General features: G+C 71.8%; 19 protein-coding genes. 7 read left to right on the forward strand and 12 right to left on the reverse strand.

Annotated features, from left to right (window positions below; all coding sequences use genetic code 11):
• Positions 1 to 57: 57 nt before the first annotated feature.
• Positions 58 to 597, reverse strand: coding sequence for an AAA family ATPase (locus tag ACFYTQ_RS05460; RefSeq protein WP_387357425.1), 540 nt, complete (start codon positions 595 to 597; stop codon positions 58 to 60).
• Between the two features lie 214 nt (positions 598 to 811).
• Between ACFYTQ_RS05460 and ACFYTQ_RS05465 the strand changes: the two genes are divergently transcribed.
• Positions 812 to 1,384, forward strand: a complete 573-nt coding sequence (locus tag ACFYTQ_RS05465) for a hypothetical protein (protein ID WP_387357426.1) — start codon at positions 812 to 814, stop codon at positions 1,382 to 1,384.
• Here the strand turns inward: ACFYTQ_RS05465 and ACFYTQ_RS05470 are convergent.
• Positions 1,353 to 3,956, reverse strand: coding sequence for a LuxR C-terminal-related transcriptional regulator (locus tag ACFYTQ_RS05470; protein ID WP_387357427.1), 2,604 nt, complete (start codon positions 3,954 to 3,956; stop codon positions 1,353 to 1,355). The genes ACFYTQ_RS05465 and ACFYTQ_RS05470 overlap by 32 nt on opposite strands.
• 312 nt (positions 3,957 to 4,268) lie before the next feature.
• On the opposite strand from ACFYTQ_RS05470, the gene ACFYTQ_RS05475 reads away from it, so the two are divergent.
• A complete protein-coding gene (locus ACFYTQ_RS05475) occupies positions 4,269 to 4,694 on the forward strand; it encodes a hypothetical protein (protein WP_387357428.1) in 426 nt (141 codons plus the stop codon).
• Positions 4,695 to 4,696: 2 nt separating this feature from the next.
• Here the strand turns inward: ACFYTQ_RS05475 and ACFYTQ_RS05480 are convergent, their stop codons facing one another.
• The 5 genes from ACFYTQ_RS05480 to ACFYTQ_RS05500 are packed head-to-tail and all read right to left on the reverse strand — an operon-like array spanning position 4,697 to position 10,560.
• On the reverse strand, positions 4,697 to 5,464 hold the full coding sequence (locus ACFYTQ_RS05480; RefSeq protein ID WP_387357429.1) for a DUF1707 domain-containing protein: 768 nt from the start codon (positions 5,462 to 5,464) through the stop codon (positions 4,697 to 4,699).
• An 8-nt stretch (positions 5,465 to 5,472) separates the two neighbouring features.
• Positions 5,473 to 6,543 (reverse strand): DUF1707 domain-containing protein, encoded by a 1,071-nt coding sequence (locus ACFYTQ_RS05485; protein ID WP_387357430.1) that lies wholly within the window; start codon positions 6,541 to 6,543, stop codon positions 5,473 to 5,475.
• Positions 6,544 to 6,581: 38 nt separating this feature from the next.
• Entirely contained in the window at positions 6,582 to 7,259 is a 678-nt protein-coding gene (locus tag ACFYTQ_RS05490; protein WP_387357431.1) for a vancomycin high temperature exclusion protein, read from the reverse strand.
• Positions 7,260 to 7,303: 44 nt separating this feature from the next.
• Complete coding sequence (locus ACFYTQ_RS05495; RefSeq protein ID WP_387357432.1) at positions 7,304 to 8,617, reverse strand: MFS transporter; 1,314 nt, start codon at positions 8,615 to 8,617, stop codon at positions 7,304 to 7,306.
• Positions 8,614 to 10,560, reverse strand: a complete 1,947-nt coding sequence (locus ACFYTQ_RS05500; protein WP_387357433.1) for a heavy metal translocating P-type ATPase — start codon at positions 10,558 to 10,560, stop codon at positions 8,614 to 8,616. The genes ACFYTQ_RS05495 and ACFYTQ_RS05500 overlap by 4 nt, the downstream gene beginning before the upstream one ends.
• 95 nt (positions 10,561 to 10,655) lie before the next feature.
• Here ACFYTQ_RS05500 and ACFYTQ_RS05505 point away from each other — a divergent pair, with 95 nt between their 5' ends.
• Positions 10,656 to 11,021: an ArsR/SmtB family transcription factor gene (locus ACFYTQ_RS05505; RefSeq protein ID WP_387357434.1), complete on the forward strand. Its 366-nt coding sequence runs from the start codon at positions 10,656 to 10,658 to the stop codon at positions 11,019 to 11,021.
• A 3-nt stretch (positions 11,022 to 11,024) separates the two neighbouring features.
• Here ACFYTQ_RS05505 and ACFYTQ_RS05510 read toward each other — a convergent pair whose 3' ends face one another.
• Together ACFYTQ_RS05510 and ACFYTQ_RS05515 are read right to left on the reverse strand one after the other, a co-directional pair.
• Positions 11,025 to 11,183: a hypothetical protein gene (locus tag ACFYTQ_RS05510; RefSeq protein ID WP_387357435.1), complete on the reverse strand. Its 159-nt coding sequence runs from the start codon at positions 11,181 to 11,183 to the stop codon at positions 11,025 to 11,027.
• Positions 11,180 to 11,842 (reverse strand): class I SAM-dependent methyltransferase, encoded by a 663-nt coding sequence (locus tag ACFYTQ_RS05515; protein ID WP_387357436.1) that lies wholly within the window; start codon positions 11,840 to 11,842, stop codon positions 11,180 to 11,182. The genes ACFYTQ_RS05510 and ACFYTQ_RS05515 overlap by 4 nt, the downstream gene beginning before the upstream one ends.
• 88 nt (positions 11,843 to 11,930) lie before the next feature.
• Between ACFYTQ_RS05515 and ACFYTQ_RS05520 the strand changes: the two genes are divergently transcribed.
• Together ACFYTQ_RS05520 and ACFYTQ_RS05525 are read left to right on the forward strand one after the other, a co-directional pair.
• Entirely contained in the window at positions 11,931 to 12,560 is a 630-nt protein-coding gene (locus ACFYTQ_RS05520) for a TetR family transcriptional regulator (protein WP_387357437.1), read from the forward strand.
• A 7-nt stretch (positions 12,561 to 12,567) separates the two neighbouring features.
• The gene (locus ACFYTQ_RS05525; RefSeq protein ID WP_387357946.1) at positions 12,568 to 12,834 is read left to right on the forward strand and encodes a DUF664 domain-containing protein; all 267 of its coding nucleotides are present in this window, start codon (positions 12,568 to 12,570) and stop codon (positions 12,832 to 12,834) included.
• On the opposite strand, the gene ACFYTQ_RS05530 is transcribed toward ACFYTQ_RS05525, so the two are convergent.
• On the reverse strand, positions 12,835 to 13,602 hold the full coding sequence (locus ACFYTQ_RS05530) for a helix-turn-helix domain-containing protein (protein ID WP_387357438.1): 768 nt from the start codon (positions 13,600 to 13,602) through the stop codon (positions 12,835 to 12,837).
• Positions 13,603 to 13,657: 55 nt separating this feature from the next.
• Here ACFYTQ_RS05530 and ACFYTQ_RS05535 point away from each other — a divergent pair, with 55 nt between their 5' ends.
• Entirely contained in the window at positions 13,658 to 14,665 is a 1,008-nt protein-coding gene (locus ACFYTQ_RS05535; protein ID WP_387357439.1) for a zinc-binding dehydrogenase, read from the forward strand.
• Here ACFYTQ_RS05535 and ACFYTQ_RS05540 read toward each other — a convergent pair.
• Complete coding sequence (locus ACFYTQ_RS05540) at positions 14,638 to 15,579, reverse strand: patatin family protein (RefSeq protein WP_387357440.1); 942 nt, start codon at positions 15,577 to 15,579, stop codon at positions 14,638 to 14,640. The genes ACFYTQ_RS05535 and ACFYTQ_RS05540 overlap by 28 nt on opposite strands.
• A 44-nt stretch (positions 15,580 to 15,623) precedes the next feature.
• On the opposite strand from ACFYTQ_RS05540, the gene ACFYTQ_RS05545 reads away from it, so the two are divergent.
• Positions 15,624 to 16,037, forward strand: coding sequence for an NUDIX domain-containing protein (locus tag ACFYTQ_RS05545; protein WP_387357441.1), 414 nt, complete (start codon positions 15,624 to 15,626; stop codon positions 16,035 to 16,037).
• Here ACFYTQ_RS05545 and dinB read toward each other — a convergent pair whose 3' ends face one another.
• Positions 16,038 to 17,261 carry a DNA polymerase IV gene (gene dinB / locus ACFYTQ_RS05550; RefSeq protein WP_387357442.1) on the reverse strand — a complete coding sequence of 408 codons (1,224 nt, stop codon included), beginning with the start codon at positions 17,259 to 17,261 and terminating at the stop codon, positions 16,038 to 16,040. It abuts the gene before it with no gap.
• Positions 17,262 to 17,341 lie beyond the last annotated feature (80 nt).

The raw sequence follows: 17,341 nt of genomic DNA on the forward strand, positions 1-17,341 counted from the left end.
CTCCTCGGCCCGGTCGTCGTCGTTGTCGTCCCCTGCCGGCCCCGCATCCTCCGCGCTTCACCTCAAGCGGAACGTACCCGAGCCGAGCAGCCCCCGCAGTTCGGCGGCCGTCGCCGCCGGATCGTCCCGGCCCGTGTCCACGACGTGCGGTTCGAGCTCGCCGAGACCGGTGAAGGCGGTGTACAGCCCGGTGATGGCCGCGACGTCGCGCAACTCCGCGCCCGCCCGCGTCCGGGCACGTTCCAACGTGATCTCCAACTCCGGACGAAGCACGATGTAGGACAACGGGATTCGGTCCCGGTCGGCGAGGCCGCGGAACGGCGGCAGGAACCACGGGCCGACGATGCCGTCGACCACCACGTCGTAGCCGCCGCGGGCGAAGGTGCCGACGGTCGCGACGATCGCGTCCACCACCACCTCGTTCTGTCGTTGCGCGGCGGGCAGATACGGCGGCACGAAGCCGGTCCGGATCGATCGGTAGAACTCGTCGGTCGTCAGATGCACGGTCGGCGCGTCCGCGTCGGTGGCGAGCAACCGCGCGACGGTCGTCTTCCCGGCCCCCGGCGGCCCGGTCAGGATGATCATTTCACCGGTCACGCGGTCGACGCTATTCCCTGGATCCCGCGAGGTGCAGTCTTGTCTTTTCCGGGGCCCTCAGCCGGGAGCGGCGGCCGGTATCCGGATGTTGAGATCATCCTTTTCGGGCGATGCCCGGGCGGGCGCGGTGGCGCAGACTCGGATCCGCGGGCGGTCAGTTGGCCCACGTTTCGAAATTCCGCCGAACGCCATGCCACGTTTCCCGGAGGTCGAGATGACTCTGACCTACCCGACCGACCACCTGCTCGCCGAGCCGCCCATCGGCGTTCCGTGTCGTCAGGTGCAACTGCTGGCCGCCGTCGAGGACCCCACCGGATGGCAGGCCCGGATCGACCGCTTGCTCGCTGCGGGGGACCGGCGCTGGCGTGGCCGCGGTGACTCCGAGACCCGGGAATTCCTGCGGCGATGGCGGCAGACCCCGCTCCCGCCCACCCCGTACGGACATCCGACGCTGCCCGGCGCGCTCGCCGCGGCGGCGGCCGGGCGGCGCGTTCCCGGGGCCGCCCTGACCGACTTCGCCACCGCTGTCATGCTGCTGTCGGGCTGTCCCACGGTCGGCACCGTATTCGACCCCGCGCCCGTGGCCAGTCCGCCGCGGGTGATCACCGTGACGCTGTTCGCCCTGCCCGGCGACGATCTCACCCTCGCCGAGGATCTGGCCGAGGTGACCATCACCGGCGCGGGCGTGGTGGCGTTCCGCTGCGAGACGACCGTGCTGCTGGCGGGTGAGCGGGCGGAGTTCGGTGAGCGGGTGATCAGATCGTCCCCAGACTGCGCGCCCGGCTGATGGCGTCGGCCCGCGTTCGCACACCCAGTTTGCGATAGATGCCGCGCAGGTGCGTCTTCACGGTGTTGATCGACACGCCCATGTCCGCGGCGATGCTGTGCGCGGTCATCCCGGAGGGCAGCTGTCGCAGCACCGCGACCTCGGCGGTCGTCAATTCCGTTGCCTGCGAATCGGTTTCGGCACGGCCGCGGCGGCGGATGGCGTCGACGAACTCGTCGAGATAACCGAACCGGCCCATGTACTGGTCCAGCAGCTCGATGATCCCGGGCACGTCGAGGAACGGGCGGATCAGCCGATCGGTGTAGGCGAGGGTGCACGCGCGCCGCAACGCGTCGTGCGCGGCGGCGGGACGGTCGAGCCGGGAACACGCCGCGGCGTAGAGCAGCCACGCCTGGATCGCCGACACCGGATGCAGCTGGTCGTCCCGCTCGAGCAGCGGCTCGACCAGTTCGGCGGTCGTGGCCGGACTGCGCTGGGCCTCGGCGAGCGCGGCCTCGGCGAGCACGGTCTCGGGGATGCGGCCCAGCACCGCGCGGGCCCGCCCGAGCAGCGGCTGCGCGGCGTCGTACCACCGCACCCGCAGCAGCACCCAGGTCACGTGGACCAGCAGCCCGGCCGTCGTCGCGGCGGGCGCGGCCTCGTCGAGCAGCCGCTGCATACCGTGCCGCAGGGCGTCCGCGACGGCGTGCCGGTCGGTCGCGGTGTCGAAGTCGAACAGCCGGGCCAGGACCTCGGCGTGCCAGCCGGGCGCGGGCGCGATCGAACCGTCGATGCGCTGGGTGCTCGGCACGGTCCCGACACTCGCACCGGGCCGCTCGCCCGCCCGCAGATACACCAGGAGCGCGATCATGATCCGGGCCTGACTGGGTGCGGTGGGGTCGTCGAGGGCGCGGCCGTCGGCGAAGGCGACGGCCTGCCGGGCCCGCTGATCCATCAGCGCCAGCGCGCCGCGCATCCCCGCCGCGGCCGCGAGCCGGGTCAGGGCCTGCATGGTGAGCCGATCGAGTCCGGCGCTCCGGGCCAGCGCGAGCGCGTGTCGCAATCCCGGTTCCGCGTCGCCGCGCGGGGAGGGCCGGTACAGCCGCGCGGTCGCGGTCTGCAAGGCGATGTAGCAGTCGATGTCCGCGTGCCCGGTCGCGGGCGGTGGTCCGGCGGGCGCGTCGACGGCGAGGCGGACCGCCAGATCGACGGCGAGCACCACCGCCTCGGCGAACGCGTGCACGAGATCCGTTGCTGCGACCCGGGATTCGGTGTCGCGACGGTCGCGCACGAGTTCGGCCAGCGCGGCGGCCGCGACCAGATCGGCGCGTTCGACCGCGTCGGCCGTGCGCAGCACCAGGACGAAGACGTCGTCGGCGAGCGGTCCCACGCGTTCGAGCCGCTCCCACAGCGCGGGACCGTCCCCCTCGAAGACCATGCGCGGCCCGCGCTCGCGCACGAACGCCGTCAGGGCCGGATGATCCGGTTCGGCGAGGACGTGATGCAACGCCTCGGGCAACATCCCCGCCTCGGCGAACCAGTGCGCGCAGTCGCGGTGCAGCGCGGCCGCGCGATCGGGAGCGGTGCGCGCGATCTCCGCGAGCAGATAGGCGCGCAACATCGGATGGCAGGTGTACCAGAGCTCGCCGCCGCGGGCCACCGCCTCGAGCGGAAAACTGTTGCGCAGCAACGTCTCCAGCGTCCCAGCGGCCGTCGGCCCGGCCAGTCGCTGGGCCAGCTCCACGGAGAACGCGCCGGGCACCGCGGTGCTGAGCAGGAAGTCGAGTTCGGCGGGCGCGAGCGCCGCCAGCAGTTCGCCGACCAGGAAGTCGGCGACCGCGTGCGGGCCGTGGGCGAGCGCGGTGATGGCGGTGGCGCGATCGCCGTCGTACGCGGCCAGATGCAGGGCCCCGATCCGGACCAGACCCGCCCAGCCGCGGGTGAGTTCGTGGAAGGCGGCCAGTTCGGCGTCGGTCAACCGGCAGTCGTGCTGGTCGAGCAGCGCCGCGGTGCGCTCGACGTCGAATTGCAGATGCTGCGGTTCGATGCGGGTGAGCCGGGCCGTCATCTGGAGCGCGTGCCAGCGCAGCGGCGGATCGAACCGGCCGATCACGACCGTGGTGAGCGTGGCCGGGGCGTGTTCGACGAAGTACTCGAGACCCGCCAGCGCGAGCGGATCGCTGAGCAGATGCGCGTCGTCGATCACGAGCACGGTCGGCGCGGCCGATTCCGACAGCGCGGCGCAGATGCGCGCGGCCTCCTCGACGGGCGTGTCGGGAACCGGTCCGGTGGGCGCGAGCGGCGCGAGGCGCAATGCCTCGGCCACCGCGGACCACAACCGGGCGTCGCCGATATCGGCGACACCGATCCAGCGCACCGCCGTCGAAGGTCGTTGCCGCCCAGCCCATTCCGCGACCAGCACGGTCTTTCCGCTGCCCGCGGGCGCGCGCACCAGCACGGTGTGACCGTTGCCCGCGCGCCCGGCGCGATCCAGCCGGAGCTGTGCGTCGGGCATTCGCAGCGGGGTGAACGTCAGGATCGGTGCCGCGTGCGCGGTCCGCGCGGGCGCGGTGAACAGTTCGGGTACGACCACAACGCCTCCGTGAGCTTCTCCGTTCGGTCGAGCCTCTGCCAAGCGCCTGATCTGTCTGATTCGGAACGTATACCAGTTGTTTGCCGATATCGAGTGAAACATTGGTCTTTTGACCGAATCGAGGCCGGGTCGAAAGGTGCCCGCAGCCTTGCGCACGGAGAAGTCCCGCGGCGGCGTCCGGCGTTCAGGAGCCGTAGGTGGTGACCTTCCACAGGTGTCCCGCTGTCGCCGTAGACGTCGGGGACGGTAACACTGGCCGTCGCCGACGCGAGAACACTTGTACCTACGCGGTCGAGCGAGAAGGAGAGGCCGATGATTCCCGTTTCCGGCGAGGGCCCGCACTCGTGGATCCGTCCCTACGGTCCGGCCGCGGTGGCGGAGTTGCGGACGTTCGCCGAGGTGGCCGGGTGGGATGTGCACATTCTCGACCCGGATCATCCCGACGGAACGTGCGCGGGGGCCAAGGTGATCGAGGACCACCACCAGCTCGTGGTCGACGCCATCCGCCGCGCGGTGCAACTGGGTCGGCCGGTCGATCGGCTCGAGCGCCCGGTGGTGTTGATCGTGGGCGCGCTGCCGCGCGGCGGGCAGACCGTGCATCAGCTGTCGGTGCTGGCCTGCCACGGGCCGGTCGTGGGGGTGCGGCTCGCGCTGGCGGATCATCTGGCCGCGCAGTTGCCGCGGGTGTTCGCCGACGGCGGGTACATCACGGGCCGGTTCGACCTGGCCGTGGCCTAGCGTCAGGACGGGTGGATCGCCAGCGGTTCGCCGGTGAGGCTGGCCTGGAGCCAGCCGTGGTCGTTCACGTAGATCCCGACCACCGGTTCCGGCGGCTGCCCGGAGGCGGAGCGCTCGATGCCGATGTGGGAAATCGAGGCGCCGGGACCGCGCAGGGTCTGCGGGGCGCCCGCGCAGATCCGGGCGAGGCGCGGCAGATCGATCGAGGCGAGATCCCACGCCTTGGCGTCCTTGGCGCGGGAGGTGTCGTCCCAAGTGCTGAAAGTGCCGTTGTAGCGCAGTCTTTCGGATCTCGTCGGATCACCCGGGCGAGGTCGCTCGATCATGGTGTAGCCCGGGTAGAAGGTGATCTCGTCGACCATCGTGTCGCCGAAGTGGTCGCGGTAGGCCGCCAGCACGGTGGCCATGCCGGAGGGGGAGGTCATATCGGGCACACTCGGTCCGGGACCGGCCTTTTCGGCGACGCAGCCGACGAGCCCACCGGCCAGCCCCGCCGCGACGACCAGTCCGAGCGCGACGGGCAGCCGCCGGGAGCGGCCGCGCCGGTCGGTGCGCACGACGGGCGCGTCGACCAGATTCGCCGGGATCTGGAGATCCCCGACCAGCGCGTCCAGATCGCCGAAGGTCTTGGCGCGCATGGCCTTCGCGGTGCGGTCGGCGTGTTCGTCCGCGGTGAGTTGACCGTCGTCGCGCGCGGCGTCGAGCAGCGCGCAGGCGTCGACCCGATCGGTGTCGCGCACCCGCAGGGTGCTGTGCCGGGAACCTGCCATGATCGGTCCTATCGTTTGAACGGCGACGTGCGCCGCACCACACCCGCGAAATCGGCCTCCAGGTAACCGCTTTCGTTGAACGTGTTGCTCGCGAAGATGCGGACGAGGGGTGTGCCGTTGTCCAGGTCGAACGTGAGGTGGCTGATCGTCCCGTCCGGTACCTGCAACGTCGCCGGGGCCTGGGTCAGCAGCCGCCCGATGGCCGCCGCGTCGAGGGGCGCGAGGTCGATGGTGGGGGTGTCGGGCTTGCGGGTGGTCGGGTTCCGATCCGCGGCGAAACCGCCGCGATAGGTATAGTTCACCGAGCGATTAGGTTGTCCCGCAAGGGCTTTGGTGAGCACAGCGTAATCCGGGAAGAGGGTCAGGGAATCGACCACCGTATCGCCGAACCGGGCGCGCAGGCTGTCGCGGAACACCGAGATCCCTTCCGGCGTCAGCAGATTCGGGGTGGGAACCACGAGCGGCTCGACTCGGCCGATATCGACGACGCGGATCGGCTCGCGCTCGGCGAGGCGCGCGCCGCCGAGTACACCCGCCACCCCCACGGCCACGACCGCGACCGTGAGCGCCGCCGTGTACCAGCGGCCGCGATTCGAGCGCGGCGGCCGCGGCTCGTCGGGCGCGTCCGCGGACCGTTGCAGATCGTCGGTCAATTCGGCGAGATCCCCGAGCGTCGTCGCCTCGTTCGCCAGGTCGACGAGGGTGCGATGGTCCTCGGCCGACAGCTGTCCGTCGCCGAGGGCGGCGTCGAGCAGCGCGCACGCCGCGGCCCGGTCCTCGGCGCGGGCGCGGGTGCGCGGCGGGTAGTGCCCGGCGCGCCGGGCGGTCGGGCGGCCCGGTGTCGGGGCGGGGTCGATGCCGCCGCTGGGCTGGAGATCCGCGATCAGAGCGTCGAGTTCGCCCAGCGTCGCGGCACTCGCCGCGCGGTCGGACCGCTCGTGGTATTCGTCGGAGCCGAGCTGGCCCTCGTCGAAGGCGGCGTCGAGCACGGTGCGCGCGTGTACCCGGTCGATGTCCCGGGCCCGCATCCGCCCGTCCCCGGTCGAGCGCCCCGGAGTTCCGGACGATGATGGAGCCACAACCAGCATGGTAGAGCGACGGCGACGTTCCCGCGCCGCTACCGCGCGGGCGCCTCCATCGCGTCGTGGACGCTGGTCTCCTGGTTGCCGAGGAAGGTCGGCTCGGGGTGGGTGACGATATCGAAGACGGCCTTGGTGGCGGCCAGCTGATCCCGCAGCCAGCACTTGATATAGGTGGCGTTGTGCGGTTGGCGGTCGGCCACGGCGGAGGTCTCGATCCCGGCGTCCCGGCACAGGGCGACCGTGCGGGGCAGGCTGAAGTCCTGGGTCACCACGACGGCCGACCGCACGCCGAAGATCCGACGGGCCCGCACGCACGATTCGTAGGTGCTGAAACCCGCGTAGTCCAGGGCGATCTTCGCCGCGGGCACGCCCTTGCTCACCAGGTACCGGCGCATAGCGCTCGGCTCGTCATAGGTCGACGTCCCGTTGTCCCCGCTCACCAGCAGCGCCTTCACCTTGCCCGCCGCCAACAGCTCCCGCCCGAGATCCAGCCGCGCCGCCAGATACGGCGACGGCTGCCCGTTCCCGTACACCTGCGCGCCCGGGATCAACGCGATCTCCGCCGCCGGGACATCATCGACTCGATACTCACCCCCGCGCGCGGCCACCCGGATCCACACGATCGACCCCACCACGACCACCGCGACCAGCAGCACGACGCAGCCCGCCAGCCGGATGATCGCGCGCCGACGAAACCACCGTCGAACCTCCATGTGTTCGACTGTAGCCCAACGAGATTGCGGGCGGCGTCGGTCGTTCAGGCCGGGAGCGCCCCGGGGCGGGGCCAGCGCCGGTGCTCGTCGTCGATGACGAAGGGATGGGCGTGCACGTAGCGGTGCGTGCCGCCGGGGGCGACGTGGACGTGGGTGAGGACCGCCGGATCGCGGCGAGGCCAGCAGCGCAGCGCGACGGCGCTGCCGAGCGCGGCCAGGGCTGACAGCACGATCCAGGTGCTCGCGAAACCCATTGTGGTGGTGAGCCATCCGGCGATCGGGTAGGTGACCAGCCAGCACAGATGGGACAGGGAGAACTGGGCGGCGAACAGCGTCGGCCGGTCGGTGGGGTGCGCGGAGCGACGGAGGATCCGGCCGGTCGGGGTGAGAACCATCCCGGTGCCGACGCCGATCAGCGCCCACACCGCCAGCGCCGCGGGCCAGCCGCCGTGGGTGACCGTCATGACCACGGCCGCGGCCGTGCCGAGCGTCGCGACGGCCGCGCCGAGCGTCATCACCGCGCGCTCACCCACCCGATCGAGCACTCGCGGCAGGGTCAGGGCCACGGCCATGGTGCCGAAACCGTTGGCGGCGAACAGGATCGCCACCGCCGACGAATCGCCGCCGAGCACGTCGCGCGCGTAGTTGACCGTATCCACCATCACCACCGCACCGGCGGCGGCGACGGCCAGATTCAGGCCCATCAGTCCGCGCAGCCGTGGGGTCGCCGCGAAGATCCGCAGCCCGGCCAGCGTTCGATCGCGCACGCCGGGTCGCGCGGCGCGGGCGGCGTCGGGGATGCGGGTGGTCACCACCAGCGCGGCCGAGGCCAGGAATCCGAGCGCGGTGCCGAGGAACAACCAGTGAAAGCCGATGAAGCTCAGCAACACCGCCGCCAGCAACGGACTGAGCAGCGTTTCCATGGTGGCCGCCATCTGCGCGGCCGACAGGCCGCGGGTGTAGTCGCGCTCGTCGGGCAGGATGTCGGGCAGCACGGCCTGGAACGTCGGGGTGAACGCCGCCGACGCCGATTGCAGCAGCACGATCAACACGTAGATCTGCCATACCTGATCCACCAGCGGCAACGTCAGCACGGTCGCCGCGCGGACCAGATCCAGCGCCACCAGCAGCGAGCGCCGCGGGAGTCGGACGGCGTACGCCGAGGCGAGCGGCGCGACGGTCACATAGGTGATCATCTTGAGCGTCAGCGCGGTGCCCAGCACCGCGCCCGCCGCGGGCCCGGCCAGCCGGTAGGCCAGCAGTCCGAGCGCGACGGTGGTCGCTCCGGTGCCCGCGAGGGCCGCCAGTTGCGCGGTGAACAGATGCCGGTAGTCCCGCCGGGCGAACAGCGATCTCACGACGACTCCGCCCAGGCGGCGCGGCGGAGCAGTCGTAAACCGTTGAGGCCCACGATGATCGTGGAGCCCTCGTGGCCGGCGACGCCGAGTGGTAGCGGCAGGGTGCCCACGAGGTCCCAGATCACGAGTGCGCCGATGAACGACGCGGCGACCACCAGATTCGCGATCACCGTGCGGCGCGCGCGGCGGGCGAGGGCGAGTACGGCCGGAACGGTGGTGAGGTCGTCGCGGACCACGACAGCGTCGGCGGTGCGCAGGGTCAGGTCGGAGCCCGCGCCGCCCAGGGCGATGCCGGTGTGGGCGGCGGCGAGGGCGGGGGCGTCGTTGACGCCGTCGCCGACGACCGCGACTCGTGTTCCGGCCGTGTGCCATTCGCGTACCGCGTGCACCTTGTCCTCGGGTAGCAGGCCGGCGCGGAATTCGGTGATGCCGACCTCGGCGGCGATCCGTTGGGCCGCGGTGTGATTGTCGCCGGTGAGCAGGGTCGGCGTGGGGCCGGTGACCCGCCGGGTGGCCGCGACGGCGCGAATCGCCTCCGGCCGCAGGCGATCCCGCACGGCCAGAGCGCCGATCGGGCGGTCGTCGCGGGTGACGACGACCGCGGTGTGGCCGAGCGCCTCCCAGCGTTCGACGACCGTGGCGATCTCGGCGCGGGCGGGCATCGAGGCGGGCGAGCCGACGGCGATGCGGTGGCCGTCGACCATCGCCGAGATTCCGCGTCCCGGCCGGGCGGTGAACTCCTCGGCGGGTGGCAGTGTGAGCCCTCCGGAGTGGGCGGCCCGCACGATCGCGGCGGCGAGGGGGTGTTCGCTCGCGTGTTCGGCGGCGGCGGTCACGCGCAGGAGTTCCGAGTCGTCGAAATCGCTGTCGGCGCAATGGGTTTCGACCAGTTCCGGGGTGCCGTGGGTCAGCGTGCCGGTCTTGTCGAACGCCACCCGGTCGACGGTGCCCAGCCGTTCCATCGCCACCGCGGATTTCACCAGCACCCCGTGCCGGCCGGCATTGGCGATCGCGGCCAGCAGCGGCGGCATGGTCGCCAGCACGATCGCGCACGGCGACGCGACGATCATGAACGTCATGGCCCGCAACAGCGCCCGTCGGACCGGATCGCCGAACAGCAACGGCACCACGAACACCGCGAGGGTGACCGCGACCATGCCGAGCGAGTACCGCTGCTCGACCCTCTCGATGAACAACTGCGTCGTCGCCTTGGTCCGCCCGGCCCGCTCGACCAGCGCCGCGATCCGCGCGACCACCGAGTCCCCGGCGTGGCGGTCCACCCGCAGTCGCAGGACGCCGGTGCCGTTGTGGGTGCCCGCGAACACCTCGTCGCCGACGGACTTGTCCACCGGGAGCGGCTCACCGGTGATCGTCGCCTGATCGACCTCGCCGCCGCCCCCGATCACCGTGGCGTCGGCCGGAATTCGCTCGCCGGGGCGCACGATCACGGTGTCGCCGACCGTCAGATCCGCCGCGCGCACCGGGTGCTCGCGGCCGTCGGCGTCGACGCGGGTGGCGGTCTCCGGGGCCAGGTCCATCAGCCCGCGCACCGAATCCTCGGTGCGCGCGGTGGCCAGCGCCTCCAGCGCGCCCGAGGTCGCGAAGATGACGATCAGCAGCGCGCCGTCGGTGATCTGCCCGATCGCCGCCGCCCCGAGCGCGGCCACCACCATCAGCAGATCCACATCGAGGGTCCGGTCCCGCAGCGCCCGCAGTCCCGCCAGCCCCGGCTCCCAGCCGCCCGCGGCGTAGCACGCCAGGTACAGCGCCCACGCCAGCGCCGGGGGAGCGTCGCTCAGCTGGGCCGCCAGGCCGAGCAGGAACAGCGCCAGAGCGGTTGCGGCCCAGCGTGTTTCGGGTAGGGCGAACAGCCGGGTGCGCCGGGTCGGCGGCGTGGGCGCGATCGGGGTCGAACGGGTCGTCGAGAGCGTCGGCGCGACCACGACATCACCTCCGAGGGGTAGCGGAACGAACGAACCGACCATATCAGAAGACATGAACACGTCTTCATGTATCATTCCGGGTAACATACCGCCGTATGGGACACGGAGTCGAGGGCCACAGCCGCCCGGTGGCGCGGCTCGACGCCGACGCCGCCACCCATGTCGCGACCACCCTCCAGGCCCTCGCCACCCCCAGCCGCCTGCTGATCCTCACCGAATTGCGCCACGGCCCCCTGCCCGTCACCGAACTGGCCGACGCGATCGGCATGGAACAGTCCGCGGTCTCCCACCAACTCCGCCTGCTCCGCAACCTCGGCCTGGTCGTCGGCACCCGCAGCGGCCGTTCGATCGTCTACAGCCTCTACGACAACCACGTCGCGCAACTGCTCGACGAGGCGATCTACCACATCGAGCACCTGCGGCTGGGCCTGTCGGAACGGCCCGCCGCCGACGCGGGGTAGTCCCTACGGTCGCCGGAAGCGACGCCGGGCCAGTACCACGCCGACGACGTGGACCGCGAGGGCGAGAGCCGCGGCGGCCAGGCCGATCCGGGAGCCGAGCCACAGGTGCGCGGTGAGGCCGCCGAGGAACAGCGCGATCACGCCCAGCCGGGTGATGGTCACGCGGGGGAACCCGGTTTGGTGGCGGACACGTAGTAGATCCACGGTCGCACGATGCCGTCGGTGATCCCGGTGAAGCCCGCGTCCGCGGCCAGCGGGGCGAGGGCGGCGATGGGGTTGTGCTCCATGGCGGGCCCGGTCAGCGCCCCGATCAGATGCCGCCCGGCCGGGTTGGCCGGTGGGCGGAAATCGGCGATCAGCAGGCGACCGCCCGGCCGCAGGACGCGGAACATCTCGGCCGCCGCCCGGGGCCGCAACTCGGGCGGGAGATGGTGGACCATCAGGCAGTTGGCCACCACGTCCAGCGAATCGTCCTCGGCCGGAAGCGATTCCGCGACGCCGACCGCGTAATCGCAGCTCGGCTCCCGGGTGGTGCGCCGGGCCTGCTCGAGGACCGACTCCGACGGATCGATGCCCAGCGCCGAACCGCCCGGCGCGACCACCGCCGCCAATCGGCGGGTGAGATGGCCGGTGCCGCAACCGATGTCGAGCACGCGATCGCCCGGCCGCGCGCCGGACAGCGCCGCCAGGCGGGTGTACACGTGCGATCGGCGGCCGCCGAAGAAGACCGCGCCGAACAGGTCATAGCCCCGCCCGTGGTCGATGGTCGCGCCGGTGGTGTGGGGATTGGACTGGCGATGCAGCAGTTGTCCGAGGCCCATGACCGGGCCCTCCTAACTTAGTGACGACTAAGAACGTCCTTAACTTAGTCGCGACTAAGTTGATTTGGCAAGGGGTTAGGATGAGTCGATGCCCCCTGGTTCCTCCGCCCCGGCCGACAAGCGGCGCACCCGCCTGCGCGCGGCCGATCGGCGGGCCACGATCGTGGCCGCCGCGACGGAGGTGTTCGCCGAATCCGGTTATCGCCGAGCCACAATGGCCCAGATCGCGGCGCGTGTCGGCGTGACCGAGCCGGTCGTCTTCCAGAACTTCGGCACCAAGATCGGCCTGTACGCCGCGGTCGTCGAACACGCCTCGAATCAGATGAGCGAGCTGTTGCGCGCGGCGGCCGCCGACACCGAGTCCATCGTCGACCTCCTGGAACTCCTGCTCGGCCCCGGCCACATCGATCAACTGCACGCCCCCGGCTCCCTCGGTGTGATCTTCGCCGACGCCATGTCCCTCATCGCCGAACCGGAGATGGAACACGCGGTGCGCCACCATCTCCGCTCCCTCGCCGACACGCTCACCGACCTGCTGACCGAGGGTCGCCGCGCGGGCGACCTGCGCCCCGACCTCGACCCCGCCGCCACCGCCTGGTGGGTCCTGTCCTTCCTCGCCGCCCACGGCTTCCGCCGCGCGGTCATGCCCGATCGCGATCGGCTCGAAAGCCGGATGGCGGCAATGACTCTCGACGCGCTGCGGGCGGAGCGGGATTAGCCACCGAATTCCCCAGGAGTACACGCATGACCGCCGTCTTGGATCCCGGCCGCCCGTTCACCGGTGGGAGTCGCTGGCCGAGGTGATCGCCGAGTACGCGGCCGCGTGCGCGCGGTCGCGGGAGATCGCGGCGCGGTTCGAGCTGGACGATGTGGTCGAGCATCATCTGGTCGGCGCGGTGAATCTGCGGTTCGTCTATCTGGGCATGATCGGCGACATCGCCCGTCACGCGGGGCACGCCGACATCCTGGTCGAGCAGATCCGGGCGGAGTAGTCACCGTGAGCGCGCGCGGTATCGGCCGGGGGTGGTGCCGAGCAGGCCGGTGAAGGCCGAGATGAACGTGCTCGGGTTCGACCACCCGCACGCGTGCGCCACGCGGACGGTGTCGTGGCCCTCGGCCAGCAGGACCAGGGCGTGATAGACGCGCAGCTGGGTGCGCCATTCGTAGAACGTCATGCCGAGCTCCGCGCGCAGCAGGCGGCTCAGGGTGCGGGAGCTGGCCCCGATCCGGCGGCCGAGTTCTGCGAGAGTGCCGTTCTCCGAAGGGTTTTCGTACAGGATCGCGGCCAGCGTGCGCAATCGGTCGTCGCGGGGTTCGGGCAGATGCAGGGGCTGTTCGCGGGCCTCGCGCAGTTCGTCGACGAGGACGCGGTGCAGGCGGTCGCGGGCCGCGCGGTCGTGAGTCCGCTCCCCGGTCAGAGCGAGCACCACCTCGCGGGCCAGACCGGAGGCGAGGAACACCGCCGGGCGTTCGGGTACCCGGCGGGCGATCGCGTCGGGCAGGAAGATGATCCGCATATCCGTCTCGCCGTGCGCCCGGTGGAAGTGCGGGAATCCGGCGGGCGTCCAGGCGATCCGATCGGCGGGGACGATGGAGGTGCCGCCCTCGGTGTGCACCGACAACACCCCGCGAGCCGCGTAGACGAGGTGTCCGCGCGAATGCGCGTGTGAGGCACTGGTTCCCCCGGACGGCCACAGGTGCACCCCACCCGACGGCCACACCCGCGAGGTCACTGCGGCGGGTTGGCGGCGAACGGGCATGACTCGGCATTCTATCGGTGGTCGGCCAGCCCGTCGTCCGGCGAGAGTGGGTCGCATGAATGCGACGACGATGCGAGCGGCGGTCTGTGTCCGTCCCGGCGGCCCCGAGGTACTCGAGATCCGGGACGTGCCGATACCCCGGGTGCGTGCGGGCTGGAGCCTGGTGCGGGTCCGGGGCGCGGGCCTGAACCGGTCGGAACTGCGCACCCGGCAAGGACATTCACCGACCGTGCGATTCCCGCGCGTGCTCGGCATCGAATGCGTCGGCACGATCGCCGCGTCCACCGACCCGGCCCTGCCGGAGGGCGCCACCGTCGCGGCGGTCATGGGGGAGATGGGGCGCGCCTTCGACGGCGGCTACGCCGAATACGCGCTGCTGCCCGATCCGCTGCTGATGCCGATCACCACCACCCTGCCCTGGACGGTGCTGGCCGCGCTGCCCGAAACCTACCTCACCGCGCACGGCTCCCTCGCCGCCCTGGGCGTCGAACCGAATACCAAGGGCCGCTTGCTGATTCGTGGCGGCAGCTCCTCGGTGGGCATGGCGGCGATCGCCATCGCGGCGGCGCGGGGCGTGGAGATCGCGGCCACCACGAGGCGACCCGGCAAGCGGGCCGCCTTGCGCGCGGCGGGCGCCGCCCACGTCCTCGTCGACGACGGACCCCTCGCCGACCGGGTGGGCGCGCTCTGGCCCGACGGCCCGGATCGGGTCCTGGATCTGGTCGGCGCGCGCACGGCGGTCGAATCGCTGGCGCTGGTCCGCCGCGGCGGCACCGTCTGCGTGTCGGGGTCGCTCAGCGGCTGGCTCGTCCGGGACTTCGAACCGATCGCCATGATCCCCTCCGGCACCAAGCTCACCTCGTTCCACAGCGACGACGTCAAGGGCGCCGCGGCGACCCTGCAACACCTCGTCGAGGAAGTGGAAGCCGGTGTCCTGCAACCGAATATCGACCGGGTCTTCGCGCTCGAGGAGATCGCCGCCGCCCACCGGTATCTGGAGGACGACCGCGCCACCGGCAAGGTCGTGGTCGTCCCTCAGCCCGCCAGCGGCTGCGGCAGGTAGGTCGCCAAGGCGTCGAGAACCGCCGCGCGGCCGAGGTCCAGCGCCCGCATGAGGGTGTCGTGATCACGCGAGATCCGGCCGATATCGGGCGAACCCAGCGGCGGGCGGACCTGGAGAATCCGGGGATCGGTGGCGAGGGTGTGCTCGTCCTCGGCGTGCCGGGCGGCCCGGGTGCGCCAGGTGTCCACCACCCCGGGCGCGTGCCGGGCCAGGAAGCGGGCCACGATGCGCAGCTCCAAACGCGATGGGGGCGCGGACTTTTCGTCGGCGCGGCGGGTGCGGAACACCAGCGCGTGGGTGGCGCCCTGGGCGAGCGCGGTGCGGATCGGCACCGCCTCGGACAGGCCCGCGTCGACGTAGCGGCGGCCCGCCAGCGCGGTCGGCCGCCCCGCCAGAATCGGCAGACACGTCGACGCGCGCAGCGCCCGCTGCACGGCGGCCGCGTCGGTGAGGTCGGGGTGCAGGTCGACCGCGCTGCCGTCGTCGACGGAGGTCGCCAGCGGATGGAAGGTGACCGGATTGGCCAGGATCGCCGCGAAATCCATCGGCACGATGCGCTCGTACACCCCGTGCACGAGGAAGTGGGTGTCCACCACCCGCCCGCCGCGCAACGCGCGCGCCGGATTGATCACCCGGCGCACCACATCGCCCTCCCACGCGCGCCGCGCGACGCCCGCCCGACCGCACAGCAGCCACGCCCCGTTCAACGCCCCCGCCGACGAGCCGTACACCGCGTCGAAGCAGCGCACCAGGCCGAGTTCCTCGAGCGCGGTCACCATGCCGTGCGAATACGCCCCGCGCGCCGAACCGCCCTCGACGACCAGCGCCAGGCGCGCGTCGTCGCAGCGGTGGCCGGGCGCGCTGCCGTCCGCGTACCTGCGCGCGAGCAACTCACCGACGACCGAGTTCTCCACGCCCCCTGTCTAACACATCGCGGCCGCGCGGTTAGGCTGCCCGGGTGCGGACCGAACCGAGCCAGCGGCTCATCGATACCGTGGCCTGGGTGCTGATCGAGGACGGCCGCATCCTGTGCGCGCGCCCGCGCGGTAAGGACGTCTTCTACATCCCGGGCGGCAAACGCGAAGGCGGCGAAAGCGATTCGCAGACCCTGATCCGCGAGATCGACGAGGAACTCACCGTCGCCCTGATCGCCGACACCATCGCCCACGTCGGCACCTACGAGGCCGAAACGCCCGGCGGCGCGGAGCTGGTCCGCATGGCCTGCTACACCGCCGACCACACCGGGACGATCACCGCGAGCAGCGAGATCGCCGAGATCGCCTGGTTCACCTACGCCGACCGCGACCGCGTGCCGCCCGTCGACCGGGTGTTGTTCGACGATCTGGTGGCGCGCGGCCTGCTGCCCGGCTGATCAGTCCGGCAACAGCGGCACCGACAGCCCCTCCCCGCGGCCCAGCAGCGCCGCGCGCGTGACGGTGCCCGCGCCGAACCGGTCGCGCAACCGGTCGAGCGTGGTGTCGAGGGTGGCCTCGGGCCGCTCGTCGAGCGGGAGCGCGAGTTGCACGCTGTCGGCGTCCTCGAGATTGGTCAGCGCCAGGCCGATCAGGGTGATACCGCGCTCGCGGATCAACGGCATGGCCGCCGCCAGCAGCCGCAGCGCGGTATCGAGGAGCACGGCCCCGTGGTCGGTGGCCTGAATCATGGTGTGCGAGCGCGTAGCTCGCCCGAAATCGTCGAAACGCAGGCGCAGCACGACGGTTCGGCACATCCGCCGCGCCGCGCGCAACCGGTGCCCGAGCCGATCGGCCAGACCGTGCAGATACGCCTCGAGCTCGGCCTCGGTCCGGAGCCGCCGTCCCAGCGCGCGCTGCGCCCCGATCGAGCGCCGCCGCCGCCCGGTGTCGACACGCCGCGGATCGCGCGCCCACGACAACGCGTACAGATGCCGGGCCGCGGCCGCGCCGACCAGGGGCCGCAGGCCGCGCTCGCCGAGTTCGGCCAGTTGCCCGATCCGGGTGACGCCGTGCTCGTGCAGCACCCGCGCGGTCACCTCGCCGACGCCCCACAGCCGTTCCACCGGCAGCGGATGCAGGAACTCCAGCTCCCGGTCCGGCGAAACCACCAGCAGCCCATCGGGTTTGGACACCGCGCTGGCGACCTTGGCCAGGAACTTGGTGCGCGCCACCCCCACCGAGATCGGCAGACCGGCCTGCTCCCGCACCCGCGCCCGCAGCCGTGCGGCGATGACGGCCGGATCCCCGGCGATCCGCCGCAGCCCGCCGACATCGAGGAACGCCTCATCGATGGAGATCCCCTCCACCTCCGGTGTGGTGTCGCGGAAGATCTCGAACACGGCCTTGCTCGCCGCCGAATACGCCGACATGCGCGGCGGCACCACCAGCGCGTGCGGGCACAGCCGCAGCGCCTGCCGCGCGTTCATCGGCGTGCGCACCCCGTACGCCTTGGCCTCGTAACTGGCCGCCAGCACCACCCCGGCCCCCACGATCACCGGCTTCCCCCGCAGGCGCGGATCGTCGCGCTGCTCGACCGAGGCGTAGAACGAGTCGAGATCGGCGTGCAGGATCGATGCCTCGGACCGCACCGGTCGGGATGTTTCGAGGCGGGACACGAACATATGTTCGCATACCCGTCGGTCATCGGGGTGCGAGCCGACCGTCCCCGATGAATTCCGGGGCGTGGTCCCGTCATACCTCC

It is taken from the genome of Nocardia sp. NPDC004068, from assembly GCF_042874315.1.
GTDB lineage: Bacteria > Actinomycetota > Actinomycetes > Mycobacteriales > Mycobacteriaceae > Nocardia.

Coding starts and splice junctions, on each gene's coding strand:
- ACFYTQ_RS05465 (WP_387357426.1), top strand. CDS start 812: ATGACTCTGACCTACCCGACCGACCACCTGCTCGCCGAGCCGCCCATC.
- ACFYTQ_RS05475 (WP_387357428.1), top strand. CDS start 4,269: ATGATTCCCGTTTCCGGCGAGGGCCCGCACTCGTGGATCCGTCCCTAC.
- ACFYTQ_RS05480 (WP_387357429.1), bottom strand. CDS start 5,464: ATGGCAGGTTCCCGGCACAGCACCCTGCGGGTGCGCGACACCGATCGG.
- ACFYTQ_RS05490 (WP_387357431.1), bottom strand. CDS start 7,259: ATGGAGGTTCGACGGTGGTTTCGTCGGCGCGCGATCATCCGGCTGGCG.
- ACFYTQ_RS05505 (WP_387357434.1), top strand. CDS start 10,656: ATGGGACACGGAGTCGAGGGCCACAGCCGCCCGGTGGCGCGGCTCGAC.
- ACFYTQ_RS05515 (WP_387357436.1), bottom strand. CDS start 11,842: ATGGGCCTCGGACAACTGCTGCATCGCCAGTCCAATCCCCACACCACC.
- ACFYTQ_RS05520 (WP_387357437.1), top strand. CDS start 11,931: ATGCCCCCTGGTTCCTCCGCCCCGGCCGACAAGCGGCGCACCCGCCTG.
- ACFYTQ_RS05530 (WP_387357438.1), bottom strand. CDS start 13,602: ATGCCCGTTCGCCGCCAACCCGCCGCAGTGACCTCGCGGGTGTGGCCG.
- ACFYTQ_RS05535 (WP_387357439.1), top strand. CDS start 13,658: ATGAATGCGACGACGATGCGAGCGGCGGTCTGTGTCCGTCCCGGCGGC.
- dinB (WP_387357442.1), bottom strand. CDS start 17,261: ATGTTCGTGTCCCGCCTCGAAACATCCCGACCGGTGCGGTCCGAGGCA.